Here is a 20,530-nt window from a genome sequence, read left to right as displayed (position 1 = left end):
TAATATGCGAAGAAAGTTACACTCTGGTTGTTCCATAATATTTACAATGAATAATATATTTTGCAAATAGTGAGATGGGGAAATACACCACTTTGAGCTGCAATCTTTGTATCTTCTAAATAATCTTACCCTAAATTCAAATTCTTTTGGTTAACTGAGACCTATCTACGACTGGTGGAAAGTTTTATGTATCCATATTGTTAATATTTGTAATCACTTCTTTACGTTTTTACCCAAAAAACGGGCGGGTAGATTTTGGCCAGTTCCCAACTGACTGTTTTTTAAATTTATATTTTTTATTTCCGCCTTGTTTATTTTTTGTTAAATTTATTGCTTTTTTTTTATCCATTCGTCTACGCTGGATTCAGTGGTGAAACAACACCACTTGCAAAAATTGCATAAAAGTCAGAACTCTGACGGATACAACATAAACAACAATTTGGAGCGTAAACGTGAAATTATCACATATCACTTTAGCCACACTTTCAGCGTTAGCATTAGCACAAGCTGGCTCAGCTGCAGCTGCGAGTAAGCAGTTTCTAAATCAAAATAGTAATGTTTTGAATGTCGTTAACTCACAGGCCGCTGGTGTATTGTCATCACAGCCTGGAAAAATGATCGGCTTGGGCGTTGACAGCGAATTAGTGCTGCTGAAAGAGTTCAAACAACCTAACGGCAGCGTAACGCGTCGTTACCAACAAATGTATAAAGGTATTCCAGTTGTTGGTGATACAGTGATTTTATCATTTGATAAGAACGAGCAGTTAAAATTTGCTCACGGTGCTGCGGTTTATAATATTGCGACTGATGTACCATCTGTTACTCCGATGCTTGATAAAAAGATGGCGATGGCAAGTGCCGAGCAGTCACACGGTATGGCGGCGATGAACGCACAAGGCAAAAAGCTTGAAAAGCATAACGAATCATCAAAACTTGTTGTATGGGTTGACCCTAAAAGCCAAAAGGCGCATCTAGCTTATGAAATCGAGTATGTTGTTTATGGTGATAGCCCATCTCGTCCATATCAAATCGTCGATGCCAATACGGGTGAAGTGTTACTAAGCTACGAAAATCTTCAACACGCTGACGCAACAGGTCCCGGTGGTAATACTAAAACAGGTAAATACATGTATGGCACAGACTATGGCTACTTAGATGTGGCTCAATCTGGCAGCACATGTACGATGAACAACGCGAACGTTAAAACCATCAACCTTAACCATAGTTCTTCGGGCTCTACGGCTTATAGCTTTACATGTCCAGAGAATACACACAAAGAGATAAATGGTGCGTTCTCGCCTTTAAATGATGCTCATTACTTCGGTAACGTTGTATTCAATATGTACAACGACTGGCTAAATACTGCGCCACTTTCATTCCAACTTAAGATGCGTGTTCACTACGGCAATAGTTACGAGAACGCATTCTGGGATGGTAGCGCTATGACCTTTGGTGACGGTAAAGATAGATTCTATCCGTTGGTTAGCCTAGACGTATCTGCTCACGAAGTGAGTCATGGTTTCACCGAGCAAAACTCAGGCCTTGTATACAGTGGTAAGTCAGGCGGTCTAAACGAAGCATTCTCTGACATGTCAGGTGAAGCAGCTGAGTTTTACATGAAAGGCACAAACGATTGGTTGGTGGGTCAAGAGATTTTCAAAGCCAATGGTGCGTTGCGCTACATGAACAATCCAACTCAAGACGGCCGCTCAATTGACCATCAATCTGATTACAGTTCAGGTATGGACGTTCACCACAGTTCTGGTGTATTCAACAAAGCGTTTTACAATCTAGCGACAACAACGGGTTGGGACACTAAAAAAGCGTTCTTAGTTATGGCAAGAGCAAACCAACAATATTGGACTGCGAGCACTAACTGGGATCTAGCTGGTAACGGCGCAATTGACGCAGCGTGTGACCTTGGTTTCAATACTGATGACGTAAAAGCGGCACTTGCTGCTGTGGGTGTCAACTCAGATGCAAGTTCAGGCGGTAATTGTGGTGGTCCAATTACAGATGAAGAAATTTTCAATGGCGTTCCGCGTACTGGCATTTCAGGCGCATCAAAAGATCAACAGTTCTTCGTAATGAATGTGCCAGCAGGCGCTTCGAACCTACAGTTCGCAACATCAGGTGGTACCGGTGACGCTGACTTATATGTGAAGTTTGGCTCACGTCCATCGCTTAATACTTACGACTGTAAGAGCACCAGTTCAACTTCTACAGAAAACTGTACTATCGGTGCAGGTCAAGCAGGTGCTTACTTTGTAATGGTTGAAGCATGGAATCAAATTTCAGGTGTAACCTTAACAGGAAGCTATGGCGACGGTGAGGGTCCAACACCAATCGACCGTACAGAGTCAAACATTTCTGTTGCTCGTAGCGACTGGGCTCGTTATACACAAGAGTTAACCGCTGGTTATTCATCTTTAGAGGTGACAATTTCAGGTGGTACAGGCGATGCTGACTTGTATGTGAACTTTGGTTCAGAGTCAACAACGTCAACGTATCAATGTCGTCCATACAAAAATGGTAATAACGAAACCTGTGCTATTACCAATCCACAAGTTGGCACATGGCACATCGATTTACGTGGCTACAGCGCTGCAAGTGGTGTCACGCTGAATATTAAAGCAAATTAGTCTACAAAGTGACTCAGGGGGCTTCGGCTCCCTTTTTTATGCAACTGTAAAGGAAAAAACATGAAAACAGCATTGAAATTGCCCTTTATTGGCGTCAGCATGCTTGCGAGCTTTGTGGCGATGGCTGAGCAGCCAGACGAGAATGTATGGGTAACAATTGGCCCTCAAGCGGCTGGACATTTCCAACTGAAAAGTATGCTAGATGGCAACACAGTAAAAAAATATGCAAGTGATCTAAACACGGTCAACCTTATGCAGGTAGATCAAGGCATGATCAATGAATTGAGTACTTTTATGCATGACAACTATCACCGCTGTGGCGGTTTTGTTGCCCATGAATCTTATGAAGAAGCGCAGCAATATCTTCAGCAACTCTCTTTAGTTGATCAAGGTTTAGTGAATTCACAATCTGTTGTTTATAGCATTGATAACCCAGACAGAGTAAACGCGATGTTAGGGCAAATTACAGCAAATAATTTGACCAACACGGTTAATACCATGAGTGGTTTTCATAATCGTTATTACACCCAGCAAACAGGTGTGGATGCTGCGCAGTGGTTAAAAGAACATTGGCAGCAGTTAAGCGCGTCACGTAGTGATATTAGCGTGGACTATTACGCACACACTTGGTCGCAATCTTCGGTTGTTGTCACAATTCCGGGGAGTGAAAAAGCGGACGAAATCGTCGTTATTGGTGGTCACTTAGACTCAATTAACTCATCTAACCCTAGTTCAGGTAGAGCACCTGGTGCTGATGATAATGCTTCAGGGATCGCAGTACTAACAGAAGCGCTGCGCGCTGTTGTTGCAACCGACTTCAAGCCCAAGCGCACCATTCAAATTATGGGGTTTGCCGCTGAAGAAGTGGGTTTAAGAGGATCAAAAGCGATTGCTCAATCATACAAATCACAAAACAAAAATGTTGTCGGTATGGTGCAATTCGATATGACCGGACGAAACGGCAGTGTTCAAGACATCGTGATGATGACGGATTATACCAACAGTGCTCAAAACCAATTTTTGGGTCAGCTAATCGATACGTATTTGCCAGCGATTAGTTATGGCTATGACCAATGTGGTTATGGTTGTTCTGATCATGCGTCTTGGTATCAACAAGGCTACGCGGCCTCGATGCCATTTGAATCATCGATGTCAGATATAAACCGCAAAATACATACTGTTAATGACACGGAATTCGACTCTACTCACGCCAGTAAATTTGCAAAGTTAGCGGTAACCTACTTAGCTGAATTAGCAAAAGATGCTGGCAGTGTTGACCCAGAACCTGACAATAAGTTGGAAAATGGTGTTGCTGTAACAGGCATCTCAGGTGCTGCGAAGGCACAGGTGTTTTACACATTGGAAGTACCTGCTAATAGTAGTAACCTTAAATTTGTGACCGCTGGTGGCACAGGGGATGCTGACTTGTATGTGAAGTATGGTTCACAACCTACGCTGAACAGCTATGATTGCAAGAGCACAACTTCAAGCAGTAATGAGGTATGTAATATTGGCAATATCCAAGTTGGTACATATCATGTAATGGTTGAAGCTTGGAATCAAATCAGTGGCGTAAGTCTCACTGGCAGCTATCAAACCAATGGTGATGGCCCTACGCCTATTAACCGCCAGGAAACCAATTTAAGCGTCGATAGAAATAGCTGGTTGCGCTTTGAACAAGCGCTTGTTGATGGTTACACCAATCTTACGGTGAATATATCAGGAGGCTCCGGCGATGCGGACTTATATGTGAAACACAATGGTCAGGTTTCGGATAATGTCTATGATTGTAGACCGTATAAAAACGGTAATTCAGAGTCTTGCAGCTTTGATGCGCCAGCCTCAGGTACTTGGTACATAGGCCTTAAAGGTTATAGCGCTAGCAGCGGCGTGACACTAACCATTACTGCTCAATAACCCTGAGTTATAAAAATACAAATACGGGCTGATCATCAGGCCCGTATTTTAGTTTAACGATTTATTCACTTTTAGGCTTGTTGTCAGCTACTTGCTCCTTCATACTTTGTCCAAAATCTTCTAATACACTGGTGCCAAGAAAAAGCAGTTGGCTATCTTTATGACAGAAATAAAAAATAATAATTTTAATATCAATACATTGTTACTTTGGTTTGCACCAATCCTGTTTTTAATCACTTGCGTGACACAGCCTCCAGTGGGGTTAAGCCCACAGGCGTGGAGTACGGCTGGACTCGCGATTTGGTTGGCAATTTGGTGGGTGAGTGAAGTGGTGCCCATTCCTGTGACTTCTTTGGTGCCAATATTGGCGGTGCCATTGGCTGGGATCAACGATATCAAAGCGGCGACTAGTTTATATGCCCACCCACTTATCTTCTTATTCCTAGGCGGATTCTTGATTTCCATTGCGATGGAAAAGTGGCAATTACATAAACGAATTGCACTACATACTATGTTGCGTTGTGGTAACAACGCTCGGGTACAAATCTTGGCAATGATGCTGGTGAGTGGCTTTTTATCTATGTGGATCAACAACACCGCAACCACATTGATGATGCTACCTATAGCACTTTCGGTTATTCATGTTTTACAAGAGAATAAGAGTAACTGTGATAACTATGGTAAAGCTTTACTACTGGCCATTGCTTACAGTGCCAGTATAGGTGGTGTTGGCACATTGATAGGTACAGCTCCAAATGCATTAATGGCTGCTTATTTGTGGGAAAACTATCAGATCAAAATAGGTTTTGCACAATGGATGGTACTTGCGACGCCATTTAGTGTATTGATGATTGTGCTTTCATGGTATTGGCTAACACGCTTTGCGTTTAAGGTAAAAGTGACCTCGAGTGATGTTGATTTAGCTAAATTATTTTCTAAGCAGTTACACTCATTAGGTGCAATGTCAGTGGCCGAAAAGAATGTTTTTGCGGTATTTGTGTTTGCAGCGCTAAGCTGGATTTTACGCCCGTATTTAGCGCAATGGACCGGGTTAAATATTACTGATACTGGCATAGCCATTGCAGCTGCTTTATTACTATTCATACTTCCCTCAGGAACCAAAGGGCAAAAGATCATGGATTGGCAATCAGCAAATCAATTGCCTTGGGGAATTTTGCTATTGTTTGGTGGTGGCTTAACCTTGGCATCACAAATTAAGAGCTCTGGTTTGGCGGATTATGTGGCTAACTCATTAGCTGGGGCCTCAGCAGTCCCACTGGTAGTTGGGGTAATATTGGTAGCTGCTTTGATCTGCTTTTTAACTGAACTTACCAGCAACACGGCAACCGCTGCTGGCTTTTTACCATTGTTAGGTCCGATAGCTGAGCAGATCTCCGGAACGCCGTTAATTTGGGTTATTCCTGCGGCAATTGCTGCGAGTTGCGCGTTTATGATGCCCGTAGCAACCCCGCCAAATGCCATCATTTTTGGCTCTGGTGAGATAAAAATTAGAGAAATGATCAAAGCGGGCTTCGCCATGAATATTCTAGCGATTGTACTTATAACGGTACTTACCATGACGCTAGGGGCGTGGTTGTTTGGTTATTAAAAGCATGTACATCATACATGCTTAGCATAGCTATTTTGCGCCGCTACCTTTGAAGAGTCGCTAAGCTTGCTGCCTAAAGTACTATTGTGGGGTGCGGTTTACCCTGCAATAGGCTGTTATGGGCGATCAAGAATCGGTCAAAGTAATCTGGTGGGATTGACTCAAGTCTATAAAACGGACGTACAGCTAACGCGTTTCTGCCCCGAAGTGAGTTAACATAAATGTTCTAAGTGCGGCTTAGAGCGAAGAACGACCGTTGGTAGCGAGCAAAGCTATGAGCGAGGAATGGACATTCAAAATCTAGACTTAAAAACAATCGATTCTCGTTATGTAATTTAAGCGGCTTCTCGATAAAACTTTCTTAAAAACTTAAGTTATTAATTTTCTTACTATTTTTAATATGTATTCTCGTTATGTAATTTTATTCATTCTCGATTAAGTAAATTCTCGGGTATAGGGTAGTCTAAACAATTGTAATTCCTTGTAGCTATGTGTAAGTTGTTAATAATTAGATTATTAAAAATCGTATTTTGATAATTCTGGTAATTGACATATTGAGTGTTAACAGGAATTTTCGATAATACGCTGTTAGTTTTTCAGAGGATTCTATGAGTACGCTTTTCAAATTGAGCATGTTTGGGATTGTATTTTTTTTATCAGGTTGCGCCAACATGATTGGATTGACTGGCGCAGATGCAGGTAAGAGAGTTGGTGATTGGGTGGAATATAATGTCAATCACCCTGGGCTAACCGTCAAAATTATGGAACCCTACAGTGAGGAACTTTTGCCCATTTCAACAGTAGGTAAAACGTCACCTTTACCTTTACGGCATACTGTAATATTTGGCACACATTCGAGTCGGCATAAATTGGAAATTGTTGGTCGGTACAATAAAGAACTGTATCTGGACAATAAATTTTACGGTTCAGTGTGGCTTGGCGATGTCTTAATTCACGATGGCAATCTTTCAATTGACGGCAAATTGGTAGCGGCAGTTGAAAACTAACAAGCTGTTAAACAAGGATAAAAAACAGTTGGCTTTTGCTCCTTGAAAAAATTAACGTGGAAAAAATTAGAAAAAAAATTAACGTGGACACCCACAATTAACATGGACACCCAATTAACATGGACACCCAATTAACATGGACACCCACCTCAATTTGCAGAATTAACATGGACACCCACCTCAATTTGCATGTTGTGAATCGACCAGTTTTGTCTAAGCTTTGAGTTCTTCAAAATTAAATCAATTCTAAGTTCAAGGAGTGAACGATGGGATTAGCAAGGAAGCGACAAATCAGTTTGTCGGATACTCGGTATTATCATTGTGTTTCACGTTGTGTTCGCCGTGCATTTTTGTGCGGTGAAGATAAATTGACGGGTAAGTCGTATGAGCACCGCCGAGGGTGGGTAGAAGAGCGATTGTTGTTTTTAGCTCAGGTGTTTTGCATTGATATATGTGCGTTTGCGGTGATGAGCAATCATACCCATGTGGTGCTGTATGTGGATGATAAAAAAGCCCAAAGACTCAGTGACAGAGCTGTACTCATACGTTGGCACAAGTTGTTTAAAGGCTCGATTCTGGGTCATAAATATCTGCACGATGAGCGTCTAGACGAAGGTCAAAGATTCTTTTTAGACAAAGAGATAAAAGAATACCGACGCCGACTGTCGAGCATTAGCTGGTTTATGCGGGTGTTGAACGAAGGCATCGCACGTGAAGCGAACAAAGAAGATGGGTGTACTGGCAGATTCTGGGAAGGGCGCTTTAAAAGCCAAGCGTTACTGGATGAGACCGCATTGATGGCCTGTATGGCGTATGTTGATTTAAACCCAATCAGAGCCAAAATGGCAAAGACACCAGAAGAGTCAGCCCACACCAGTATTCAAATACGTTGTGCACAAGCCACAGAGGGTAAACAGCCAAAGCAACTTGCACGCTTTGCAGGTATCCCCAGAAAACATATGCCTAAAGGCCTTCCCTTCGAGCTTAAAAGTTACCTTGAACTTGTTGAGCTTACAGGGAAGTGTATTCGTCAAGACAAACGCGGTCACATAGCGAAGCGCCAAGCACCGATTCTTGAGCGGTTGAATATCAAGGCAGACAACTGGCTAAAACTCACTACTCAGTTTGAAAAGGTGTTTCATGGTGCGGTAGGCAAAGAGCATGCGCTGGACTTGTATTGCGAGCGACAACAACATAAGCGAAGACACAGCATCTCAAATTGCACAACGTTACTAAGCTGACAAAAAGCTCATTTCATTCATTTACTTTTATGCTTTCAAAATAGCAGGGATACGTGCGTTTAAAGGGTGAGAAATAGATTAAAAAGCGGGTAATTTCAGCAATTACATATCCATATTAGGCATGATTTTGATAACATCTAGCGACGAAGTTAGCTGTTTTGTCATTGAGAGTTTTTTGAAAGCTCTTTTTAATGTCTTTTTAAAGTGGCTGTCCTTTGAGTTTTTGAGTTGCTAAAGTGGCTGTCCTTTGAGTTTTTGCTTTGAGTTTTTGAGTTGCTTTGAGTTGGTTTGTGGGGTGCCGTTTACCCTGCGATAGACTCTTATGGGCTATCTTGAGGCAGTATAATTCTACTAATGAGCTGTACTAAAACTGGGGCAGTTACAGCACTACCAATTGGTAGTGCCTTTTTTGTACCCTAAAGAAAACTTAATGATAAGGGCAATTATGGAATCAGAAGTAAAGCAGGTTACGGAATCCGTATCGGTTAGCGACAAAAAAGAAAAGAAAGAGCTGATGACGTTGTTAATTCAGCTTATTGGCATAGCAACTGTCATTGCTGGTTTGTTTGGTGTGGGTTACCAAAAGGGAATGATACTCGCAATGAGATTGGGAAATATAGAAGGTAGCTATGAGTTGAGAGAGGTGTTTAATTCGGCTGTACTAGGTTACTTGCACGCCCTTAAAGCACTAAATGTTGAGAACTTTTGGAGTGTAGCAATCGCTAGGCTAATAGATAGTCCTAGCTGGCTTATCGTATTACTGATCCTAGGGTTGATACCACCAACTATTAATAGAAATAAAGAGAAGATTAAGCACTATATTGAAACCTCAACATTCTCGTTTGATAAGGTAATTTTAAAATCGCTTAAGTCATTCTTATGGTCACCAATTGCATTCATCACAACAGGTTTAGTACTAATCTTTGCAACGCTTGGCGTTATCTATTCAATCCCATTTTTAATATCCATTATTATTTTACCGTCACTTTAGGGTATGTAACAGGTGATAGCTATATCGAATACGCAGTCAAAAATGATGTGTGTGTCAGTGTCAATGAAGAGCATTTAAAAAGTGAAAGGTTGCACCAGTGCACGCAAATGCGGATTAAAGGAAAAAAAATAATGGGGGAGATAATGTTAGAAAATGATGGTGGTTATGTTATTCGTCGCAATAGTTCTTTCGTTTACGTTTCGAAGAACGGACAACGATGTATTTACTCCATTTATGAAGAGGTGAAAGATATTGAGAAGCCAGAGGAATTTGCGTTTTCTGATGAAGAAATTGATGCGTTGTGCGGTTCTGAGTCGACAAAGGACTGGAAAACACAACCAAGCACTGAGCAAAGAAAAGAAAATGGGAACTGAAATTATAGATAAGTTTCTAGTTGTTGAGTTTGAAAAACGACTTTTTAAAGCTGCTATAAACAATTCGAAAGATGCAGGAAATCCATTGTGATTAAACAACTTTTGTCGGATGGCGGCGCTGCGCGCCTTATCCCGACCTACGTCAAGGGGTAGGTTGGTTAAGCCGAAGGCGCCACCCAACAGAATGTCAGATTCAAGCATTGAAGGTTCGTAAATGGCACAGAACTGATATTCTTTCTAACGTATTGATATTTAAAATTAAGTTAACGACATATAAAGTTGTGATGTAAGCATTGGTAGTTAGTGCCACTAAAATAATAAAAGTAATTTAATCATGTATTAAAACGAGCTAATTGTAGTGTTTACATCTAAAAACCTCGCCTTGTGTAACAACCTCACTTTTGCTGTATATGGCAATATAAAGTGAAAATATTGCGTTCTTTTGAGCGCTTGTTATAGTGGTCTAATCACTAATATGGATGTGTCACTTATGCAAGTAGAATCATTGTCTGAGTTAAATAAACAACTTATGTCGTTGCAGGCTGGTTTTTTACAAGAGCCTTATATGAGCTATCAATCGCGTTGTGAGTTATTGAAACAACTCAGACGCCGAGTTGTTGATAATAGTAATGCCTTGGTTATGGCCGCAGATAAAGACTTTAATGGCAGAACTGAGTTTGATTCTATTTTTGGTGATGTTATTCCTACTCTGAGTGTGTTTGATTACATCTTAAAGCACTTAAAAAGTTGGATGAAGCCTGATAAAAGAAAAGCAGGCTTCATGCTTTGGCCATCAAAAGCACATGTGCAATATACGCCAAAAGGTGTTGTTGGGGTCATCGCACCGTGGAATTATCCGATACAGTTAGCTTTGACGCCTGTTATTACTGCATTGGCCGCAGGTAATAGAGTGATGTTAAAGCTTAGTGAGTTCACTCCCAATGTTAATCAAGTCATTAAAAAGATATTTTCTGATGTACCTGAGCATTGCATTATTGTGGAGGGCGATCATCTCGTTGCTGCTGCATTTTCGAAATTGAAGTTCGATCATCTATTTTTTACCGGAGCAAGTGAAATCGGTAAAAAGGTTATGGCTTCGGCGGCGGAGAACTTGGTGCCTGTCACGTTAGAATTAGGTGGTAAATCGCCGGTGATTGTTGCGGATGATGCGGATATAGCACATACCGCAAGAAGCATATTATTTGGCAAACTACTCAATGCGGGGCAAATATGTGTCGCGCCGGATTATGTCTTGGTTACAAAGCAATGTGCAGAGCCGTTAATCAATGAATTAAAAGCGTGTTATAAGGCTTACTACCCTGAGCAAGAAAGTGATCCGAAACTGACGAGTATCATCAATGAAAGACAGTTGAATCGCTTACGTCAGGTGCTGTTAGATGCCAAACAAAAAGCGGCTACGATTTGGCCACCGATTAAGGAGCAGCATCAATCACAAAGAATGGGCTTACACATCATCACAGACGTCAAAGAGGATATGGCGGTGATGCAAAGTGAAATATTTGGACCAATCTTACCTATTGTTATTGTGGACAATATTGATACTGCATTACGGAAAGTGGAGTTAGGTGAGCGCCCATTGGCAACATACTTATTTAGCCATGACGTGAATTTGATAGATAGAGTGAGTAAAACCATACGCACAGGATCGCTTGCTATCAATGAGGTGGTGCTTCAGGTTACGGTTGAGGATCTGCCTTTTGGCGGGATAGGCAACTCAGGTATGGGTCAATATCATGCAAAAGAAGGCTTTTTGGCGGTGAGCCACGCTAAAAGCATTTTGCAAAGCGACAAAAAAACACAGCTACGAATGAAATTAATGGTGAAGCAATCTAAAGTGCTGATTAATTTGGTTAAAAAGTTGATGCTTAAATAGTTAGTCAATGGGCAAAGCCATTGACTAACACGCAATTTTTAGAAAGAAGCCTTACGAGGTCTGATTTCTGGAATATATTTACGCTCTTGAATTTTGTAGTAAATATCATTGGCTTTTTCTGTTGCTCGCTCTATTTGTGAAGGCGACAACTGTTGTTCATCCAACTGGCGGCTTTTTGCAGCTTGGCGACTGCCATTGTATTCCGCGACTGTATTCCAAATATAAGATTTCTCAATATTTTTGCTAACACCCAGACCTTGATAATACATCAAAGCTAAATTGAACTGGGCGAGGGTGTAGTTGCTGGCTGCGGCTTTCTCATACCAATCCATAGCGGTATGGTAATCTTTAATGACACCATCACCGTTGGTATACATCACACCTAAATTGAATTGTGCAGCGGCGAGATTTTTTTTAGCAGCGCGAGTGTATAATTCTACCGCTTTTTGCTTATCTTGCTTGACGCCTTCACCGTTTTCATACATCACGGCCAAAGAAAACATAGCATCTGCGACCCCTGTGTTGACGGCGTCTTGAAATAACTTCGCGGCTTTATGAAGGTCTTTTGGAACGCCATAGCCACCTTGGTACATTTTTGCTAGCTCATAGATGCCCGGACCATATCCCATATCAGCAAGATATCGGAACTCTTTAAGTGCTACCTCAAACTGTCCGCTGTTAGCTGCTTCAATCCCTTGCTCTAGGGTTGCACTACTTGGTGCTGCCCAAGCTAACATGCCGATACATACGGCGAGTCTTACTCTTGAATACCACATGTTATGCCTCCTGAATATTTCTTGATGCTGCAGGTATTAAAAACACCAAATGCTATTGCTGTTCGGTGCAATATTATACAAGCAATGTAATACATTGGACCACTGATCGTAAGCTAAGTGCAAGTAAAGATTAAAGCCATGGTCAGTAAATCGGCACTTTGGGTCATATTTGGTAATTTATTAGTCTAATTCATAGGTATGTGTGCAATTGCTGTTTAATTTGAGTCGCTGTTTTTTGGTGAGGTTGCTAGGTATGACAAAGGTTTATCACACTTTGCGTAGCTCAGTCGGGCAATTGCTGTGGTTGAGTGGTATTTATCCAGCCCACTGAGCGCGACCGTATTTAGACGTTCCAGATCCACAAATCCATCGTCACAATAGGCGAGTTCGTCCTCAAGATATATATCTGTAATTTTACCGATCACCAGCTCTGTTTGGTTGAGCTCTATGGTCTGAGTGCTCATAAGTTCTACAGCCATTTTTAACTTACTTTGTAAAACGAATGGGGCTTTGAAGGAGATTTTGTACTCGGCTTGCAAGCCCACTGCTTCAAACTCGGAGATATGTTTGTCATAGCGCGCAGAGGTTTGGTGAGCTTGCGCAAAAATCTCTGTATTGACGTGGTTGATTGTATAAACACCGGTTTCAATGATGTTTTCCAGTGTGTGTCTCGGTACCGAATGTGGACGGATGATCATCCCTATCAGTGGCGGGTTGGCACCAATGTGAAAGACTGAACTGACTATCGATAAATTTTCTTGTCCGAGCTTATCGACAGTGCCAATGAGGTTCGCACTCTTAAAACCACTCAATGAATTAATTAAATTTACACGGGTTAATTTGTCTAGGTTTTCAATATCGGCTGAGCAAATGTGCATATTATTTCCTGTCACTACGTGGAGAATTATACTTACCAGTTTATGGGCTTACCTTGCCAGTCAATGTAGTCAACTTGGCCATTGGCAACGGTTTGAGTGAGTAAATTACTGAGTTGTATGGCGACAAATTTAGGACTGAACAATTTACCCTCTGGTACATTACTTTGAAAGGGCTTAGAAAGCGGTGTGTCGGTGGTGCCTGGATGAAAAAGTACACATTTACAGTGTTTGGCGCGACGCGTAAGTTCTACCGACAGGGTTTTAACCGCCATGTTTAAAGCTGCCTTGCTGGCACGATAGCCATACCAACCACCCAGTGAATTATCGTCAATGCTCGCGACTCTTGCACTGAGACAAGTTAGCACACATTGGCTGTTGTTATTCAAAAGTTCACCCATACCTTTGAGCCACAAAAGCGGTGTGATGGTGTTTACAGTAAATAACCACTGTAGATAATCGCTTTGAATGTCTTCCAGGCGCTTTTCTGGTTTGAAGTTGGCATTATGTAGCTGACCGTTGAAAATGGTGATGCTCTGCGTGGTAGGAATAAACGGTGCAATATCGTCGATGACCCTCGCTATCTCTGAGGGAGAGTTGTCACAAATAATATGGCGGTGGTGCATCTCAGGGCTTGTATAAAGGTCCTCAACACTATGGCGGCTAATGGTGATAATAAGATGTTGTGGATAGCGCTCATGTTGCTCGCGAAAGAAAGCCTTGGCTATGGAGCTACTGGCACCGATAATAATAATTGCAGGTTTAGTCATCGAGTTTACACCTTTGATTGTTGCAGCGGCTTGGCAGTAACAGGCGTGACAAACGCATACGATTTCTGGCGAATAGCCAGTAACAACAATCAGCAAACCAGCGTATAGGGCGAACACGTAGGATTTTCAGCCAGCGATGTTTGCCAACCAATTTCCACACCTGGTAGGTGGCATCAAGTCCGAAAAAGACCTCGCCGTTGTCGTCTTCAGCATGCAATACGCTTAAAGCTTTGCATTTATCTATGTGTGGATATTGCGTTGCAAAATTTTCGTCATGCACATCTACTAATATTATTTGTTTGTGGTGATCGAACCTGTGTAGCTTTTTCATTTCAGCGACGCACAAGGGGCACTGACCATCATAAAATATTTTCATATCAAACTGTTGAATAACTTTGTTAGAGTAACTTACGTAAAACAGTTAAAAACAGATCGCTCGTAAATCGAATTAATCTCGGTATAGTGAGTAGTATAGAATATCGACAAAGGATGCATTATGACTGAGCAATATCAAACATTACGTACAAATGTCAGTATGTTGGGGGAGATGCTAGGAAAAACAATTAAACAAGCTCAAGGACAAGAAGTGCTCGATAAAGTTGAGCAAATCCGCAAATTGTCCAAATCTTCTCGCAGTGGCAATGAGCAAGATAGAGCATTGCTTATTGAAACTTTACACTCTCTAACAGACGAAGAGCTATTGCCAGTAGCACGTGCCTTTAATCATTTTCTTAACCTTGCGAATGTTGCCGAGCAGTTTCATACCATTTCTAAACAAGGTTCACCACAGGGGACATTGAGTGCCTTGAGACAGACCTTAGTTGACCTAAAAGCGCAAGTTGATAACGGTAAACTTAATCTCAATGAAGTTGCAGATGTGGTCGCCAATTTGAAAATGGATCTTGTACTTACTGCTCACCCCACGGAAGTAACAAGACGCACGATTATCAGCAAGCATGTTGAGTTAAGCGAATGTTTAGAAGCGCTTGAATTACATGAACTAGATGAGCAGCATAAAGACTACTTGTACAATAGAATTGAGCAATTGATCAGTCAGGCGTGGCACACCAATGATATTCGAGATAAACGGCCAACACCGTTAGACGAAGCGAAATGGGGGTTTGCTGTTATTGAAAATAGTCTGTGGCACGCAGTTCCGCAGTTTATTCGTCAGTTCCACCGCTTTAGTAGCGAAATCCTTGAGCTTAAGTTGCCAGAGGACTTTTCACCCATTGCGTTCACGTCATGGATGGGGGGAGATAGAGATGGCAACCCATTTGTGACCGCGCAAGTTACACAAACAGTGCTGGATCATGGTCGCTGGATGGCACTCGACCTGTACTTTAGAGATCTGGATAAACTCAGTGCCGAGTTGTCTATGCACTGTGCTAGCAATGAGTTGAAAGAACAGGTGGGTGAGCATAGCGAGCCATATAGGTACTTATTGAAAATTCTTAAAGCACAAGTAAGCGAAACGATTGCGGCGTTGGAACATAAAATTAAGCAAGAGCCGAGTAAGAAACAAGACAAAATTACCCATGTTTCACAGTTAAAAGCGCCGCTGGAGCTTATCTATCGTTCACTCACTCAGGTGAACATGGGCGTGATAGCCAATGGTTTATTGTTGGATGTGTTACGCCGACTAAACTGCTTTGGCATCAACCTCTGTAAGTTAGATATTAGGCAAGACTCAGCCCGTCATACGGAAGTGTTTAGTGAACTCACAGGGTATTTAGGGTTGGGCAAATATGCTGATTGGTCAGAGCAAGATAAACAGGCGTTCTTACTGGCTGAACTCAACTCTAGACGGCCTTTGATCCCTAAGCATTGGCGCCCAAGTAGCAATGTACAAGAAGTGTTAGACACCTTTGAAGTTATTGCCAGTCAAGACGCCCAAGCGCTGGGTATCTACATTATTTCCATGGCACAAAATGCGTCCGATGTATTGGCCGTTGAATTGTTGCTTCAAGAAAGTGGTTGCACGTTTAAAATGCCTGTGGCGCCATTGTTTGAAACACTGGATGACCTTAATCGTAGTGCAGAGGTTATGACCGAGCTGTTTGCTCAATCTTGGTATCGTCAACACATCAATCGCAAGCAGTTTGTCATGATTGGTTATTCCGATTCTGCAAAAGATGCAGGAATGATGGCGGCTGGATGGGCGCAATACAGCGCAATGGAAAAGTTAGTTGAGTTGTGTGATAAACAGGACATCGAACTGAACTTGTTCCACGGGCGCGGTGGTACAATCGGCCGAGGTGGGGCACCTGCAGCACAGGCGCTGCGTTCGCAACCACCCGGTTCGTTGAAAAATGGGTTGCGGGTTACTGAGCAAGGCGAAATGATCCGCTTTAAATTTGGCCTGCCAAAAGTAGCGGCGCAAAGTTTAGCAATATATAGCAGCGCCATTATCGAGAGTAACCTTTTACCTCCACCACAGCCTGAGAGTAGCTGGAAAGAGGTGATGGCTCTCATTACTGAAGCATCATGTGATCACTATCGCAGTATCGTGCGAGAAGACCCACAATTTGTACCCTATTTTAGAATGGCAACACCAGAAGTAGAACTGGCCAAATTGCCACTGGGTTCAAGGCCTGCGAAGCGTAACCCGCAAGGGGGCGTTGAAAGTCTCAGAGCAATTCCTTGGATCTTTGCGTGGAGCCAAAACCGCTTGATGCTGCCAGCATGGCTTGGCGCTTTGCAAGGTCTGCAAGCTGCTGTAGACCGCTATGGAGAGCAAACGTTAAAACATATGAGTGAACATTGGCCATTTTTTAGGACTCGCTTGGAAATGCTGGAAATGGTGTTCTGCAAAGCGGATAGCTGGCTAAGTGAACATTATGAGCAGGGGCTAGTAGATGAACAATTAAAGCCATTAGGGCAAAAGCTGAGGAATGAGTTGGATCAAGTACGAGATTTGGTACAGAGACTTGCGCCAGACTCAACGCTGCTATCAGCACAACCTTGGATAAAGGAGTCAATTGCGCTGCGAAACCCCTATACTGACCCACTTAATGTGCTTCAAGTTGAGTTATTGAACCGTGCACGAGCGGGTCACAGTGCTGATATCGACAATGCGCTGATGATTACGATGACAGGGATAGCTGCGGGTATGCGCAACACTGGCTAATCACAAATAATTAACGGTCATTGACAAAAGGGTGAGTAAAAACTCATCCTTTTGGGTTGTTTATTTGTGTTTCCATCATTTCTTATGGTTAAATTTGTTGACATTGCATCTGGCTAACATAGAATTGCCCACTGGTTATACCAGATGGCTTTTTTACTACTCCGAAGCTGGAGTATTTTTTTACTTGAGGTCCAATGTCTACACTTTCTACCAGTATCACTTATGATGATACGACGTCTTTGATCTTAATGACGCTACGTGGCTGCGTTAATGCAGAGGACGTGGTGAATGTTTATCAAATCGCAAATGACTACGCAAAAGCGCATAACAGTTCGAAGATTCTAATCGACTTAAGTGACGTTGAGCATTGTTTTGCTGCGATAGATATTGTTGACTTTATGCCAAAAGTCGCCCATTACTTACGTGATTTTACAGTTGCTAGAGTCGTTGGTTTTGAAGGGTATATGCACGATCTATTTTTGCAAAAAGCAAAGCGCTACAACGTTAATGCAGAAAACTTTGAATGTTTTAAATCTGCAAAGCAATGGTTGTGTAATTTGTAGAATCTGCTTAAACTGTGCTGCCATTAATCAATTATGTTTTAATAATGGCAGTATTTAATCCGCAACAATTACAACAATTAGAACAGCAAGCAAAAAGCAATCGCGGTCACTTTTCTCACGCACAACTGGATGAGCTACAATCGCAACTTGGCTGTGATCTAGATACACTTCTAAAAGCGCTACTACCTGTGGCAGCAACTTTTTCTCAGGCTCCTATTTCTCATTTTAACGTTGGCGCAGTAGCTTTTGATAAGACAACTGGCAGCGCATATTTAGGTGCTAACTTAGAGTTTTCTCATCAGGCGTTGAGTTTGGTGGTGCATGCCGAACAATCAGCTATCAATAACGCTTGGTTAAATGGTGCCAATGAAATTAGTCGTATGGCCATCAGTGACGCGCCTTGCGGTTATTGCCGTCAATTTATGAATGAACTCGATAAATCCGCAGAACTGGCCATAATGCTGCCAACATTGAATACCAGTCTGGGTGAGCTATTGCCCAGTGCTTTTGGTCCACAAGATTTAGACAACTCGCAGCGTCTGATGGCCAGCTCTCAGAGCCGTATTGAGCGCTTATCAAAAGAAATGAGCGAGACACTCAGAGCACATCTACAAAATGCTTATGCGCCTTATTCAGGAAATTTATCAGCAGTGGAAATAAGCACGCAAACGCATGGCCAATTTTACGGCCGTTATGCTGAAAACGCGGCCTACAGTCCTAGCTTGTCACCTATGCAAGGGGCATTGAGTCAACTGGCTCTGGCGGGCTTAAAGCTTGATGAAATAGTGATAAGTGCGATCACTTTGGTAGAAACCAAAGGGCATGAGAACCAAAAAGCTGTAGCGGATGCCGTATTGCAAAGCTATGCCACTGATGCGACGTTGACACACGTGCTAGCGGAATTTAAGTAACAGCAAAAGATACAGTCGCCTCAAGGTCAGATGCATTGAGGCGACAGTGATAGGTCAGTCTATTTTATAATAATAATTCAGCGGCCTTGATAACTACTGCGACCGAATCATTTTCAACTTTGCCGTGGTCAACGGTTGGAATTTCCTGACGGGTTCTATTTACCAGCACTCCTGCGACACAGGCAGCCTTAAGTCCCAATGCGGCACACATAGTAAATAAAGTAGCGGACTCCATCTCGTAGTTCATTACATTGAGCTTTTGCCACTCCTCACAACTACCCTGAAAAGCCTTGTTTACATAGCCTGAGTAAGTATCATAACGCTCTTGGCCGGGATAAAAAGTATCACTAGAAGCCGTGATGCCAATATGATGAGTGACACCTAACTCAATACATGCGTTAACCATAGCTTGAGTACAGTGAAAATCAGATACAGCAGGGTAACTCAAAGGTGCAAAGTGTTGACTGGCTCCGTCTAACCTAACGGACGCAGTGCTGACTAACACATCACCTTCATTAATATGCGGTTGGATGGCTCCGGTTGTTCCTACTCTTAAAAATGTACGAACGCCAAGTTGTGCCAGTTCTTCCACAGCAATAGAGGTAGAAGGTCCACCAATACCCGTTGAACAAATCACCACAGGCTGATTGCTTAGTGTTGCCAAGTACACATGAAACTCACGTGTTTGTGCTAGACAGATAGGGTCGCTTAGCTTGTGAGCTATGCGTTTAGCTCTCTCAGGATCGCCCGGTACAATGGCTAAAGTTGCACCGTTAAGTGCTTGTTTGTTTAGCCCTAAATGAAATACCTTGTCCATAGTAAACCTTATTTTTGTATAAAGCGTAATGTTTGTTATTAAGCGCACTAAAGTACAGGACAGATGTCCGATTTTGCATATGCACACATGTGCTTACTTGCATCTTTATGGCTGATCTTCTAAACCTAAAGTGTAGCAATAATAAGAGGAACCATTATGCCTACATCTGCACCGATTGAGAAACATACAGAATTCGCGCGTTGTTTTGAAAGTAATAAAATAAGTACATTTTCTCCGTTTCATTGGTTGGCTTTAGCGTTCAAAGATATTGCTAGAGCGCCAGTGCTAAGTTTAATCTATGGGCTAATATTTACCCTTATTCCAGCCACGATTATGTGGCTAGTATATCAATCAGGCACTCATTTAGTGATTCTGCCTGCAGTGGTCGCTTTTGCATTGATTGGCCCTGCCTTTGCTGCGGGTTTGTATGATGTGGCATGGGAGTTAGAAAAGGGGCACACGCCAACTTTTACACACAGCTTAAAATCCATGTTTAGAAATCCTGCTGGCGAATGGGGATTTGCGGTGCTTTTGATGGTGATTATGATCGTTTGGATGCGATTAGCGGCACTGATCCACGCCCTATATCCAAATGTATCAAACCCAACCTTCGAGCAGTTATCTGCGTTTCTGACACTGGGCACCTTGGTGGGAGGTATACTGATGATTTCAGTATTCGCCATTTCAGCTTTTACACCGCAAATAATGATGGAGCGTAGGGTAGACATCATGACCGCGGTGGTGAGTTCAATTCACGCAGTTAAATCTAATGTTGGTGCGATGCTTGTTTGGTGCGCAATCATTGTGACACTCGTATTAGTTGGCTTTTTAACTGGCACAGCTGGATTTATTGTCATTATGCCGCTATTGAGTTACGCAAGTTGGCATGGCTACATTGCGATTATTAAAACTAAAAAACCAAGAGGGTATGAATAACCCTTAACTATTCATCGGTTGTGAATATAAAACCACGGGTTCAAAAGTGACGTTTTGGCCCGTGGTTGACTTTGCCG

17 protein-coding genes are annotated in these 20,530 nt (G+C 42.3%); 12 read left to right on the top strand and 5 right to left on the bottom strand.

Features of this window, described 5'->3' with window-relative positions; genetic code table 11:
• Positions 1–452: 452 nt before the first annotated feature.
• From C2M32_RS17905 to C2M32_RS17870, 8 genes are all read left to right on the top strand, one after another.
• Positions 453–2,642 carry a M4 family metallopeptidase gene (locus C2M32_RS17905; RefSeq protein WP_105169678.1) on the top strand — a complete coding sequence of 730 codons (2,190 nt, stop codon included), beginning with the start codon at positions 453–455 and terminating at the stop codon, positions 2,640–2,642.
• Positions 2,643–2,702: 60 nt separating this feature from the next.
• Positions 2,703–4,559, top strand: coding sequence for a M28 family metallopeptidase (locus tag C2M32_RS17900; RefSeq protein ID WP_199886187.1), 1,857 nt, complete (start codon positions 2,703–2,705; stop codon positions 4,557–4,559).
• Positions 4,560–4,719: 160 nt separating this feature from the next.
• A complete protein-coding gene (locus tag C2M32_RS17895) occupies positions 4,720–6,168 on the top strand; it encodes an SLC13 family permease (RefSeq protein ID WP_105169677.1) in 1,449 nt (482 codons plus the stop codon).
• Between the two features lie 608 nt (positions 6,169–6,776).
• Positions 6,777–7,175 (top strand): hypothetical protein, encoded by a 399-nt coding sequence (locus tag C2M32_RS17890; RefSeq protein ID WP_105169676.1) that lies wholly within the window; start codon positions 6,777–6,779, stop codon positions 7,173–7,175.
• A gap of 266 nt (positions 7,176–7,441) precedes the next feature.
• Positions 7,442–8,416, top strand: coding sequence for a transposase (locus tag C2M32_RS17885; RefSeq protein ID WP_105169675.1), 975 nt, complete (start codon positions 7,442–7,444; stop codon positions 8,414–8,416).
• Positions 8,417–8,861: 445 nt separating this feature from the next.
• Positions 8,862–9,407, top strand: coding sequence for a hypothetical protein (locus tag C2M32_RS17880; protein ID WP_158678267.1), 546 nt, complete (start codon positions 8,862–8,864; stop codon positions 9,405–9,407).
• A 131-nt stretch (positions 9,408–9,538) separates the two neighbouring features.
• Positions 9,539–9,781 carry a hypothetical protein gene (locus tag C2M32_RS17875; protein ID WP_105169673.1) on the top strand — a complete coding sequence of 81 codons (243 nt, stop codon included), beginning with the start codon at positions 9,539–9,541 and terminating at the stop codon, positions 9,779–9,781.
• A 490-nt stretch (positions 9,782–10,271) separates the two neighbouring features.
• Positions 10,272–11,675 (top strand): aldehyde dehydrogenase family protein, encoded by a 1,404-nt coding sequence (locus C2M32_RS17870; RefSeq protein WP_105169672.1) that lies wholly within the window; start codon positions 10,272–10,274, stop codon positions 11,673–11,675.
• A 38-nt stretch (positions 11,676–11,713) separates the two neighbouring features.
• Here the strand turns inward: C2M32_RS17870 and C2M32_RS17865 are convergent, their stop codons facing one another.
• From C2M32_RS17865 to C2M32_RS17850, 4 genes are all read right to left on the bottom strand, one after another.
• Positions 11,714–12,412: a tetratricopeptide repeat protein gene (locus C2M32_RS17865; protein WP_442792729.1), complete on the bottom strand. Its 699-nt coding sequence runs from the start codon at positions 12,410–12,412 to the stop codon at positions 11,714–11,716.
• 254 nt (positions 12,413–12,666) lie between these two features.
• A complete protein-coding gene (locus C2M32_RS17860; RefSeq protein ID WP_105169670.1) occupies positions 12,667–13,329 on the bottom strand; it encodes a flavin reductase family protein in 663 nt (220 codons plus the stop codon).
• 32 nt (positions 13,330–13,361) lie between these two features.
• A complete protein-coding gene (locus tag C2M32_RS17855; RefSeq protein ID WP_105169669.1) occupies positions 13,362–14,096 on the bottom strand; it encodes an SDR family oxidoreductase in 735 nt (244 codons plus the stop codon).
• A complete protein-coding gene (locus C2M32_RS17850; protein WP_105169668.1) occupies positions 14,089–14,472 on the bottom strand; it encodes a thiol-disulfide oxidoreductase DCC family protein in 384 nt (127 codons plus the stop codon). Before C2M32_RS17850 ends, C2M32_RS17855 begins: the two co-directional genes overlap by 8 nt.
• Before the next feature lie 120 nt (positions 14,473–14,592).
• On the opposite strand from C2M32_RS17850, the gene ppc reads away from it, so the two are divergent.
• The 3 genes from ppc to cdd all read left to right on the top strand — a co-directional run bounded on the left by ppc (position 14,593) and on the right by cdd (position 18,700).
• The gene (gene ppc / locus C2M32_RS17845) at positions 14,593–17,226 is read left to right on the top strand and encodes a phosphoenolpyruvate carboxylase (protein ID WP_105169667.1); all 2,634 of its coding nucleotides are present in this window, start codon (positions 14,593–14,595) and stop codon (positions 17,224–17,226) included.
• Positions 17,227–17,420: 194 nt separating this feature from the next.
• A complete protein-coding gene (locus tag C2M32_RS17840; RefSeq protein ID WP_105169666.1) occupies positions 17,421–17,789 on the top strand; it encodes a hypothetical protein in 369 nt (122 codons plus the stop codon).
• A gap of 44 nt (positions 17,790–17,833) precedes the next feature.
• A complete protein-coding gene (gene cdd / locus C2M32_RS17835) occupies positions 17,834–18,700 on the top strand; it encodes a cytidine deaminase (protein WP_105169665.1) in 867 nt (288 codons plus the stop codon).
• Between the two features lie 64 nt (positions 18,701–18,764).
• On the opposite strand, the gene udp is transcribed toward cdd, so the two are convergent.
• On the bottom strand, positions 18,765–19,517 hold the full coding sequence (udp, locus tag C2M32_RS17830) for a uridine phosphorylase (protein WP_105169664.1): 753 nt from the start codon (positions 19,515–19,517) through the stop codon (positions 18,765–18,767).
• A gap of 156 nt (positions 19,518–19,673) precedes the next feature.
• Here udp and C2M32_RS17825 point away from each other — a divergent pair, with 156 nt between their 5' ends.
• The gene (locus C2M32_RS17825) at positions 19,674–20,453 is read left to right on the top strand and encodes a DUF2189 domain-containing protein (RefSeq protein WP_105169663.1); all 780 of its coding nucleotides are present in this window, start codon (positions 19,674–19,676) and stop codon (positions 20,451–20,453) included.
• Positions 20,454–20,530: the final 77 nt, after the last annotated feature.

Origin of the sequence: Pseudoalteromonas sp. T1lg23B, from assembly GCF_002964665.1 — a bacterium.
Lineage (GTDB): Bacteria > Pseudomonadota > Gammaproteobacteria > Enterobacterales > Alteromonadaceae > Pseudoalteromonas.
This window is presented reverse-complemented; position numbering and strand designations above follow the sequence as displayed.